Origin of the sequence: Streptomyces sp. UH6 (genome assembly GCF_013421635.1) — a bacterium.
Taxonomy (GTDB): Bacteria; Actinomycetota; Actinomycetes; order Streptomycetales; family Streptomycetaceae; genus Streptomyces; species Streptomyces abyssomicinicus.
Genome location: NZ_JACADT010000107.1, coordinates 1 through 10,321, shown reverse-complemented (window position 1 = coordinate 10,321; position 10,321 = coordinate 1). Strand labels below are relative to the sequence as shown.

Annotated in this window: 10 protein-coding genes; 2 read left to right on the top strand and 8 right to left on the bottom strand. The window is 74.3% G+C overall.

Features of this window, described 5'->3' with window-relative positions; genetic code table 11:
* Positions 1–33: 33 nt before the first annotated feature.
* From HW445_RS09005 to HW445_RS08995, 3 genes are read right to left on the bottom strand one after another with little or no spacing between them, the layout of a single operon-like run.
* On the bottom strand, positions 34–957 hold the full coding sequence (locus HW445_RS09005; protein ID WP_180220501.1) for an NAD kinase: 924 nt from the start codon (positions 955–957) through the stop codon (positions 34–36).
* Positions 958–965: 8 nt separating this feature from the next.
* Complete coding sequence (locus HW445_RS09000) at positions 966–1,781, bottom strand: TlyA family RNA methyltransferase (RefSeq protein WP_180220500.1); 816 nt, start codon at positions 1,779–1,781, stop codon at positions 966–968.
* Between the two features lie 7 nt (positions 1,782–1,788).
* Entirely contained in the window at positions 1,789–2,061 is a 273-nt protein-coding gene (locus HW445_RS08995; RefSeq protein ID WP_180220499.1) for a hypothetical protein, read from the bottom strand.
* A 42-nt stretch (positions 2,062–2,103) separates the two neighbouring features.
* Here HW445_RS08995 and HW445_RS08990 point away from each other — a divergent pair, with 42 nt between their 5' ends.
* Positions 2,104–2,451, top strand: a complete 348-nt coding sequence (locus tag HW445_RS08990) for a sterol-binding protein (protein WP_180220498.1) — start codon at positions 2,104–2,106, stop codon at positions 2,449–2,451.
* A 98-nt stretch (positions 2,452–2,549) separates the two neighbouring features.
* Here the strand turns inward: HW445_RS08990 and HW445_RS08985 are convergent, their stop codons facing one another.
* From HW445_RS08985 to HW445_RS08970, 4 genes are all read right to left on the bottom strand, one after another.
* Positions 2,550–3,350: an ABC transporter ATP-binding protein gene (locus HW445_RS08985; RefSeq protein ID WP_180220497.1), complete on the bottom strand. Its 801-nt coding sequence runs from the start codon at positions 3,348–3,350 to the stop codon at positions 2,550–2,552.
* 59 nt (positions 3,351–3,409) lie between these two features.
* Entirely contained in the window at positions 3,410–4,462 is a 1,053-nt protein-coding gene (locus HW445_RS08980; RefSeq protein WP_180220496.1) for an iron chelate uptake ABC transporter family permease subunit, read from the bottom strand.
* The gene (locus HW445_RS08975) at positions 4,459–5,514 is read right to left on the bottom strand and encodes an iron ABC transporter permease (protein ID WP_180220495.1); all 1,056 of its coding nucleotides are present in this window, start codon (positions 5,512–5,514) and stop codon (positions 4,459–4,461) included. The genes HW445_RS08980 and HW445_RS08975 overlap by 4 nt, the downstream gene beginning before the upstream one ends.
* A 69-nt stretch (positions 5,515–5,583) precedes the next feature.
* On the bottom strand, positions 5,584–6,615 hold the full coding sequence (locus tag HW445_RS08970; protein WP_180220494.1) for an HAD hydrolase-like protein: 1,032 nt from the start codon (positions 6,613–6,615) through the stop codon (positions 5,584–5,586).
* An 83-nt stretch (positions 6,616–6,698) separates the two neighbouring features.
* On the opposite strand from HW445_RS08970, the gene HW445_RS08965 reads away from it, so the two are divergent.
* A complete protein-coding gene (locus HW445_RS08965) occupies positions 6,699–7,994 on the top strand; it encodes a DUF1015 family protein (protein ID WP_180220493.1) in 1,296 nt (431 codons plus the stop codon).
* Positions 7,995–8,111: 117 nt separating this feature from the next.
* Here HW445_RS08965 and HW445_RS32770 read toward each other — a convergent pair whose 3' ends face one another.
* Positions 8,112–8,984 (bottom strand): tetratricopeptide repeat protein, encoded by an 873-nt coding sequence (locus HW445_RS32770; protein ID WP_218956754.1) that lies wholly within the window; start codon positions 8,982–8,984, stop codon positions 8,112–8,114.
* Between the last annotated feature and the right edge of the window lie 1,337 nt (positions 8,985–10,321).

Here is a 10,321-nt window from a genome sequence, read left to right as displayed (position 1 = left end):
CGCCCCGGGCGTGCCGTCCGGCACCCGCTCCGGTCAGTGCGGCGCGCCCCGCCAGCCGGAGACGGGGAGGGCGAACTTGGCCACCAGCCGGTCGGTGAACGACGCGTGGTGCAGCCGCGCCAGCCGCACCGGGACGGCTCCCCGGCGGACCTCGACGCGCGCCCCGGGCGGCAGTTCCACCGTGCGCCGCCCGTCGCACCAGAGCACTCCCGGCGGGATGTGCGGCAGCACCTCCACCACGAGCACCGAGTCCGGCGACGTGACCAGCGGCTTGGCGAACAGCGCGTGGGCGCTGATGGGCACCATCAGCAGCGCCTCGACCTCGGGCCACACCACCGGCCCGCCGGCCGAGAACGCGTACGCCGTGGACCCGGTGGGCGTGGCGCAGATGATCCCGTCGCAGCCGAAGCCGGTGACCGGCCGCCCGTCGATCTCCAGGACGACCTCGAGCAGCTTCTCCGCGGAGACCTTCTGGACGGCCGCCTCGTTGAGCGCCCAGTCGGTGTGGACGACGCTGCCGTTGCGGTGCACCTCCACGTCGACCGTCATCCGCTCCTCGACCTCGTAGTCGCGGGCGACCACCCGCTCGACCACCTGGTCGAGGGCGTCCCGCTCGGCCTCGGCGAGGAAGCCGACGCGGCCCAGGTTGACGCCGAGCATCGGCACCCCGGAGGCGCGGGCGAACTCCGCGCCGCGCAGCAGCGTCCCGTCACCGCCGAGCACGACCAGCAGCTCGCACCCGTCCAGGCAGTCGGGCGTGGCCTCGGCGACCAGCTCGACGCTGTCCGGCAGCGGCAGGTCCTGCGCCTCGTACTCCAGCACCCGCACGCCGAGCCCGGCGTCGAGGAACCCGCGCACCACCAGTTCGGCGCTGCGGATGGCGGCGGGCCGCCCGGTGTGGGCGAGCAGGAAGACCGTACGGGTCTCACCCGCTCCGCCCGTCCCCCCGTTGGTGATTTCTGTGGTCAACGCGGCCCCTCCGCCACTGCGCGTTCGACGTCGGCCGGGTCCAGGGCGGGCGCCCCGGCACGCAGCCACAGGAAGTATTCGACGTTCCCGGACGGTCCGGGCAGCGGGCTGGCGGTGACGCCGAGGACTCCGAGCCCCAGCTCGCCCGCCCGCCGCGCCACCTCCCGCACCGCCTCGGCGCGCAGCTCGGGGCTGCGCACCACTCCTCCGCTGCCGAGGCGCTCCTTGCCCACCTCGAACTGCGGCTTCACCATCAGCACCAGGTCGGCGTCCGGCGCCGAGCACCGCACCAGCGCGGGCAGCACCAGGCCGAGCGGGATGAACGACAGGTCGCCGACGACCAGGTCGACCGGCACGCCGTCGACCTGCTCGAGCGTCAGCTCGCGCACGTTGGTGCGGTCCTTCACCGTCACCCGTTCGTCGCTCTGCAGCGACCAGGCGAGCTGCCCGTAACCGACGTCGACGGCGACCACGTGCCCGGCGCCGGAGCGCAGCAGCACGTCGGTGAACCCGCCGGTGGAGGCGCCGGCGTCGAGCGCCCGCCGCCCCTTCACCTCGAGGCCCCGCGGCACGAACACGGCGAGCGCGCCGGCCAGCTTGTGGCCGCCCCGCGACACGTACTCGGGGTCGCTGTCGTCCTGCGCGACCACGATCGCGGCGGCCGTCTCCACCTGTGTGGCGGGCTTGGTCGCCACGGCCTTGCCGACGGTGACCCGCCCGGCGGCGATCAGCTGGCTGGCGTGCTCCCGTGAGCGGGCCAGCTTCCTGCGCACCAGTTCGGCGTCGAGACGGCGGCGTGCCACTCCTGCCACGTTCGGTTCAGCTCCTGTTGTCGTGCGGCGTCGACGCGATGGGGTTGTCCAGCGCGGTGAGCGCCTCGCGCAGCGCCCGGTGTACATCCTCGTACACCTCGACGTGCCCGTCGGCGGCGAGGTGGTCGGCGTCGGCGAGCCGCTCCAGCGCGGTGTCGACCCGGGCGTCGCCGGTGGGCGTGCGGGGGACCCCGAGCGGGGCGGGGGCGGCCGGATCCTCGGCCGCCGCCCGCGCCGCGCCGGGTTCCCCGGCCGCCGGTCCGGGTGGTGTGTCGCTCATGGCACGACGCTACCGCGTGGAACGGGGGTACCGTCTGTCGCGATGGCCACGATCGAGGAGTGCCGGGCGGCACTGGAGGAGCTCGCCGGACGTCTGGCGTCGGCGCCGGGTGCGGTGCGCGAGGCGGCGTCGGCGGAGCGCAGCGTCAGCTGTCACGTCACCGATCTGGACGTCACCTTCACGGGGCGGCTGGCCGGGGGCCGTCTGGAGGTTCTGGACGTCGTGCGGGGGCGGCCCGCCGGCTCCGCCCGGATCCGCCTCTCCACCACCGGCGACGACCTCCTCGCCCTGGTCGCCGGGACCCTCCCCTTCCCGCGCGCCTGGGCCACCGGCCGCCTGAGGATCGACGCCCCCCTCCGCGACCTCCTGCACCTGCGCACCCTCCTCTGACCCCCGAGAGGCCCCCTCCCGCGGGTCTGACCCCCGAACGGCCCGCTCCTGCGGGCAGCCCTGTCGCCCAGGGGCGAGGAGGAAGAGTGAGCGCGGCGCTACGCGGTGGTCGCGCGGGCCTTGCGGGCGGCGGGGACCACCAGCGGCGTCCCCGTCTCCGGATCCTCGATCACCTGGCAGCGGATCCCGAACACCCGCTCCACCAGCTCCGCCGTCACCACGTCCCGCGGCGCCCCCTGGGCGACGACCTCACCGTCCCGCAGCGCGACCAGGTGGGTCGCGTACCGCGCCGCGTGGTTGAGGTCGTGCAGCACCGCCACCAGCGTCCGCCCGTGCTCCTCGTGCAGCTCCGCGCACAGGTCCAGCACGTCGAGCTGGTGCTGGATGTCGAGGTAGGTGGTCGGCTCGTCGAGGAGCAGCAGCGGCGTCTCCTGCGCGAGCGCCATCGCGATCCACACCCGCTGCCGCTGACCGCCGGAGAGCTCGTCGACGTACCGGTCGGCCAGTTCGGCGACCCCCGTGCGCTCCATGGACTCCTGGACGACCCGCTCGTCCGAGGGGGACCACTGCCGCAGCAGCCCTTGGTGCGGGTAGCGCCCGCGGGCCACCAGGTCGGCGACCGTGATGCCGTCCGGCGCGACCGAGGACTGCGGCAGCAGCCCCAGCGTCCGCGCCACCTTCTTCGCCGGCAGCGACTGGATGACCTGACCGTCCAGCAGCACCCGCCCCTCGCTGGGCCGCAGCATCCGCGACAGCGCCCGCAGCAGCGTCGACTTGCCGCAGGCGTTGGGGCCGACGATCACGGTGAACGAGTTGTCGGGTATCTCCACCGACAGATCGCGCGCGATGACGCGCTGCTCGTAGGCGAGGGTGACGTTCTCGGCCGACAGTCGGTTCACGGCGCCGGTGCTCCTCTTTCGCTTCAACGTGTCGTCCCTTCCGACGCCGGGGCGCGCGCTCATACCCGCCCGGCCTTCCGCTCGGTGACCAGCAGCCACAGCAGGTAGACGCCGCCCAGCGCGCCGGTGACCACGCCGACCGGCAGCTGGTCGGAGCCGAAGGCCCGCTGGGAGAGCAGGTCGGCGACGATCAGCAGGACGGCGCCCATGACCATGGACGGCACCAGGTTCGGCCCGGGCGACCGGGTGAGCCGCCGGGCGAGCTGCGGCGCGGTCAGCGCCACGAAGGCCACCGGCCCGGCCGCCGCCGTGGCCGCCGAGGCGAGCAGCACCGCGCAGGCGAGCAGCACCAGCCGGAGCCGTTCGACGCGCACCCCCAGCGCGTAGGAGGCGTCGTCGCCCATCTCCGTCATCCGCAGGCCCCGCTCGTTGGCCAGCACCAGCGGCACCAGCACGGCGCACAGCGCCAGCAGCGGCCACACCTGCGCCCAGTCACGGCCGTTGAGCGAGCCGGTCATCCAGACCACGGCCCGCGCCGCGTCGACCATGTCGGCCTTGGTGATCAGGTAGCTGTTGACCGCGGTCATCACCGCGCTGACGCCGATGCCGACCAGCACCAGCCGGTACCCGTGCACGCCGCGCTTCCACGCCAGCACGTAGATCGCCGTGCCGGTGACCAGGCCGCCCACCAGCGCGCCGGCCGTGACGGCGGTGGCGCTGCCGGAGAACAGCACGATCATCGTCAGCGCGCCCGCCGTCGCGCCCTGGCCGAGGCCGAGGATGTCGGGGCTGCCGAGCGGGTTGCGGGAGACCGCCTGGAACAGCGCACCGGCCAGTCCGAACGCGCCGCCGACCAGCAGCCCCACCAGGACCCGCGGCAGCCGCAGTTCCCGCACGATCAGCTCGTCGGCCGGGTGGCCCGAGCCGAGGAGCACGGAGAGCACGTCGGCGAAGGAGATCGGGAAGTCGCCGGTGCCGATCAGCACCACCGCCGAGGCGAGGGCGACGACGGCGAGCAGCAGCACCACGGCCACGGAGCGGACCCGGATCCGCAGCGAGAGGCGCCCGCCGATCCGCAGCACGGGCTGCCGGGTGGTCTTGAGGGTTGTCACAGCTGCGCCGTCCTCCGCCGTCGGACCAGGAAGATGAAGAGCGGTCCGCCGATGACCGCCGTGACGACGCCGACCTGGAGCTCCGAGGGCCGCACCACGACGCGGCCGATCACGTCGGCGCCCAGCAGCAGCACCGGCGAGAGCACGGTGGCGTAGGGCAGGATCCAGCGCAGGTCGGGCCCGGTGAAGGAACGCACCACGTGCGGCACCATCAGACCGACGAAGACGATCGGCCCGCAGGCCGCGGTGGCCGCCCCGCACAGCAGGGTGGCCGCCAGCATGGACAGCGCCCGGGTCCGGTTCAGGTGGGCGCCGAGCGCGCGGGCGGTGTCGTCGCCCATCTCCATCGCGTTGAGCGGCCGGGCCAGCGACAGGGCCAGCAAGGTGCCGGTGACCATGAAGGGCAGCACCTGCCCGATGCTGCTCCAGGAAGCCGAGCTCAGCGAGCCGACGGTCCAGAACCGCATCCGGCCCAGCGCCGCCTCGTCGAGGATCATCATCGCCTGGAGGTATCCCTGGAGCGCCGCGGCGATCGCCATGCCCGCCAGCGCCAGGCGCACGGGCGTCGCGCCCCGGCTGCCGCCGAGGAACCACACCAGCGCGCCGACCAGCATGGCGCCGGCGAAGGCGAACCAGACGTAGCCGCCGATGGAGGTGACCCCGAAGAAGGTGATGGCGGTGACGACCGCGGCCGAGGCCCCGGCGTTGATGCCGAGCAGGCCGGGGTCGGCGAGCGGGTTGCGGGTCAGCGCCTGGAGCACGGCCCCGGCCAGGCCGAGCGCGGACCCCGCGAGCAGCCCCAGCACGGTCCGCGACAGCCGCTCGCCCACGACGACGTCGCCGTAGGTTCCGGTGTCCGCGAACAGGCCGTGCCAGACCTGGCCCATGGTCAGTGGTTTGGCGCCGACCGCGATACTCGCCGTCGCGACGAGGACGAGCAGCGCGAGCGCGGCCAGCAGACCGACGGCTTTCACGGCGGAGCGCCGCCGCTGCCGCGCGGGCTCGGCGGGCGGCGCCGCGACACGCTGCTTCGAGGGAGTGTCTACGAACACCCGGTTAGGTTAACCTAACCACCCTTCGGTTCGATCGCCTGTTCACCGTTCGGTCCGCGGCCCGCCCGGTCACAGCCCGAGCAGGGCCAAGGCCTTCCCGCCGTCCAGTCGGCAGGAGTCCTCGCCGGCCGCCGTCCAGGCCGCCGCGCACAGCGCCCGCAGCCCGTCCAGCGCCTCGCCCTCCCCGCTCAGCGACAGCTCCTCCTGCCCGGCGACGGCCTTCCAGCCGCCGCAGCGGAATCCGTCGCCGTCCTCCGTCACCTCGGGCTGCGGCGTGAGCAGGCCCCGCAGGTCGGCGTCGACGTAGGTGGGCCGGTGCTCCGGCGGCGCGGCCAGCAGCTGGACGCCGTCGGTCACCCCGGTGAGCACCAGCAGCGAGTCCACCTCGCCGTTGAACGCGCCCTCGATGTCGGTGTCCAGCCGGTCCCCCACCACCAGCGGCCGCCGTGCCCCGGTGCGCAGGACGGTCTCCCGGTGCATCGGGGGCAGCGGCTTGCCCGCCACCCGCGGCTCGGCCCCGGTGGCGATCCGCACCACCTCGACGGCCGCACCGTTCCCGGGCGCGATGCCCCGCGCCGTCGGCACCGTCAGGTCGGTGTTGGACGCGAACCACGGCAGCCCGCGCCTGATGGCGTAGCAGGCCTCGGCGAACCTCCCCCAGGTGATGTCCGGTCCCCCGTACCCCTGGACCACGGCGGCCGGGTCGTCGTCCGACGACTCCACCGGCACCAGGCCGCGTTCGCGCAGCGCCACGCGCAGCCCCTCGCCGCCGACCACCAGCACCCGGGAGCCGGGCGGCAGCGCCTCGGCGACCAGCCGCGAGACCGCCTGCGCCGAGGTGATCACCTCACCGGCCTCGGTCGGTATCCCCAGCTCCGTCAGGTGCTCGGCCACCGTGCCGGGCGTGCGGAGCGCGTTGTTGGTGACGTAGGCGAGCCGCATCCCGGCGTCCCTCGCCGTGGCCAGCGAGTCCACCGCGTGCACGACGGCCTCGCCCCCTGCGTAGACCACGCCGTCCAGGTCGAGCAGGGCCGTGTCGTACGCCTCGCGCAGCACCTGCCCGCCGCTGCCGTCCGGCCGCGTCCTGACGGTCTGACTCATGTGCATCGCTCCTCCCGCGCCACCGGGGCATCGCCCCTTCCCCCGATGATCCCTCACCCGGGCCGCGCACATACGATGCCCTAATGAGCACTGCAGGTCACCACGGGGAGCAGGGACGGCCCGGACTCGAACTCAGCCCCTTCCGCGGCCTGCGCTACGCCGCCGAACGGGTCCGCTGTCTGGCCGCCGTCACCTCTCCGCCCTACGACGTGGTGGTCCGCCCCGACGGACTGCACCACCTGGAGGCACTGGACCCGCACAACATCGTCCGGCTGATCCTCCCGCAGGCCCTCGACCCCGCCGAGCGCAACGCCCGCGCCGCGCAGACCCTCCACGACTGGCTCGCCGAGGGCGTCCTGACCGTCGAGGAGCGGCCCGCGCTCTACGTCTACGAACAGCGGGGCGTCGACGGCCTCCTGCAGCGCGGCCTGATCGGCGCCCTGCGCCTGTCGGACCCCGCCGAGGGCGTCGTCCTCCCCCATGAGGACGTGATGCCCCACGTGGTGGCCGACCGGGCGGCGCTGATGCAGGCCACCTCCGCCAACCTCGAGCCGCTGCTGCTCAGCTACCGCGGCGACGGGGACGTCTCCGGCGCCGCGGCCGTCGTCGAGGCGGCGGCCGGCCGTGAACCGCTGCTGTCCACCGTCTCCGAGGATGGTGTCGCCCACCGCCTCTGGGCGGTCACCGATCCGGCCGAGCAGGCGGCCGCCCGGGACGACCTGCGCCGGCACCGGGCCCTCATCGCCGACGGTCACCACCGCTGGGCGACGTACCTGCTGCTGCGCGACTCCGAGCAGCCCTCCCCCGGCCCGTGGGACCACGGCCTGGTACTGCTGGTGGACAGTTCCCGCTATCCACTGCGGGTCCGTGCCATCCACCGCCTCCTTCGCCGTCTCCCGGTGTCCGAGGCCCTCTCCGCCCTCACCGGCCTCTTCCGCGTCCGTCGTCTGGACGCCGCCCTGCCGGAGGCCCTGGAGCACCTCGCGACCGCCGCCGGCCGGGGCAACGCCTTCCTCCTGGCCGGCGACGGCGCCTTCCACCTGGTCGACCGCCCCGACCCGGACCTGCTCGCCCGCACCGTCCCCTCCGGCCCGCCCGAGACATGGCGCTCGCTGGACGCGACCGTCCTGCACCGCGCGCTGCTGGACGACGTCTGGGACATCCCGGAGGACTCGCCGGAGCAGATCACCTACATCCACGACGCCGAGGCCACCGTGCGGCAGGCCGAACGGGAGGGCGGCACGGCCGTGCTGCTGCACCCGGTGCGTGAGGAGGTCGTGCGCGAGCTGGCCGAGCAGGGCGTGACCATGCCCCGCAAGTCCACCTCCTTCGGCCCGAAGCCGGCCTCCGGCCTGGTGCTGCGCCTGGTCGGGGAATGACAGGGCTCGGAGGATGACAGGGCTCGGGGAATGAGAAAGGGCGGGGCCGCACGGCCCCGCCCTTTCTCATTTCTCACCCGCGCGTCACCGGTGCGGTCGGCGCGCGGTGACCTGCCGTCAGACCTCGTCGCCGTCCTCGACCGGCTCGGAGGTCTTCTTCCGCCCGGCCCCGTCCTGCGTGTCCTCGGCCCCGGCATCCTCGGCCGGCACCTCGGCGTCCTCGTCCGCCGCCTCGTCGGCCGCCTCGTCGGCCCGGAGGGCGGACTCGGGGGCGGTCTCGATCACCGGCTCGCCCTCGTCGGCGGCGTCCTCGTCCAGCGCGTCCACGAACTCCACGCCGTCCAGCTCGGCCAGCCGGTCCGAGGCGTCGGTGCTGCCGTCACGGTCCGACTCGACCGCCTTGGCGAACCACTCACGTGCCTCGGCCTCACGACCGGCCTCCAGCAGCGCGTCGGCGTACGCGTACCGCAGCCGCGCGGTCCACGGGTGCACCGCGCTGGAAGCGAGTTCCGGGCTCTGCAGCGTCACGATCGCCGCGTCGAGCTGCTCCATGTCGCGGCGGGCACCCGCCGCGACCAGGCGCATCTCGACCTGTCCGGCCTTGTCCAGACGGTGCACCTCGGCGGCGCCCGCCATCTCCAGCGCCTTCTCCGGGCGGCCGAGACCGCGCTCGCAGTCCGCCATCACGGGCCACAGGTCCACCGTGCCGGTCATCCGGCGCGCGGCACGGAACTCGGCCAGCGCCTCGGAGAACTTCTGGTTGGCGTACGCGGCGAAGCCGGCGGCCTCACGCACCGCGGCGACACGGGACGCCAGCCGCAGGGCCACCCGGGAGTAGCCGTAGGCGCCCTCCGGGTCCTCGTCGATCAGTCGGGCGACCATCACCAGGTTGCGCGCGACGTCCTCGGCGAGCGTCTTCGGCAGGCTCTGGAGCTCCTGCTTGACGTCCTTGTCCAGTTCGTCGCCGGTGACGTCCTCCGGGATCGGCAGCCGCTTGATGGGCTCGCGGTCCCGCTCACGCTCGCGCTCCTCACGGAAACGTCCGCCACCGCCGCCGCGCCGGTCGTCCCGTCCGCGGTAACCGCCGCGGTCGTCGTCACGGCGTCCGCCCCGGAAGCCACCACCACCGGGGCGCCCGCCCCGGTCGTCACGGCGGAACCCGCCGCGGTCGTCGTCCCGGCGCGGGCCACGGTCACGGTCGAACCCGCCGCGCTCGCCACCACGGTCGTCGCGGCGGTCATCGCGGCGGAAGCCGCCCCGGTCACCGCCACGGTCGTCCCGACCGCGGACGTCGCTCCGCTGCGGACGCTCACCACGGCTGTCGTCCCGGCCACCCCGGTACCCGCCACGGTCGAACTCCCGGCGCTCACCACCACGGTCGTCGCGGCGCTCGAAGCCACCCCGCTCGCCACCACGGTCGTCCCGACGGAAACCACCGCGGTCACCACCGCGGTCGTCCCGACGGTCGTCGCGGCGGAATCCTCCGCGGTCGTCCCGGCGGAACCCGCCCCGGTCACCGCGGTCGTCGGAACGACGCTCGTCCCGGCCACCCCGGTACCCGCCACGGTCGAACTCCCGACGCTCACCACCGCGGTCGTCCCTGCGGAAGCCGCCCCGGTCGTCGTCCCGGCGCGGACCACGGTCACCGCGGTCGTCACGACGGAAGCCACCACGCTCGCCACCGCGGTCGTCGCGGCGGAAGCCGCCGCGCTCACCGCCCCGGTCGTCACGACGGAACCCGGGCCGGTCCCCGCCCTCACGACGGAACCCGCCACGCTCGCCACCGCGGTCGTCCCTACGGAAGCCACCACGGTCACCGCCGCGGTCGTCCCGACGGTCGTCGCGACGGAACCCGGGCCTGTCGCCGCCACGGTCGTCGTCCCGGCGCGGACCACGGTCGTCACGACGGTCGAACCCACCACGGTCGTCACGGCGGGGGCCGCGGTCGTCACGGCGGTCGAAGCCGCCACGGTCACCGCGGTCGTCCCGGCGGAATCCACCCCGGTCACCGCCACGGTCGCCACCGCGGTCGTCACGCCGGCCGTAGCCACCTCGGTCACCGCCGCCCTGACGCGAACCACGGTCGTCCCTGCGGTAACCGCCACGGTCACCGCGGTCGCCACCGTCCCGGCGGCGTGGCTCGCGCTCCGGGCGCTCGTCGGGAGAGTTGGGGGACATCGGTGACTCCTAGTCTTCGGTACCGCTGATCAACGTCGCGCAGCCGGGTTCCCGCGCTGCGGCAAAACAAAATGGAAAAACAAAAAAGGACCCTCAGCCCCAGCTGAACGCTGGGACCGAGGGTCCTCCAAAAAATTGTTCGGCGGCGT

Bases quoted from the DNA above. Each gene is read 5' to 3' on its own strand.
- HW445_RS08965 (WP_180220493.1), top strand. From the start codon at position 6,699: ATGAGCACTGCAGGTCACCACGGGGAGCAGGGACGGCCCGGACTCGAA.
- HW445_RS08990 (WP_180220498.1), top strand. From the start codon at position 2,104: ATGGCCACGATCGAGGAGTGCCGGGCGGCACTGGAGGAGCTCGCCGGA.
- HW445_RS08995 (WP_180220499.1), bottom strand. From the start codon at position 2,061: ATGAGCGACACACCACCCGGACCGGCGGCCGGGGAACCCGGCGCGGCG.
- HW445_RS08970 (WP_180220494.1), bottom strand. From the start codon at position 6,615: ATGAGTCAGACCGTCAGGACGCGGCCGGACGGCAGCGGCGGGCAGGTG.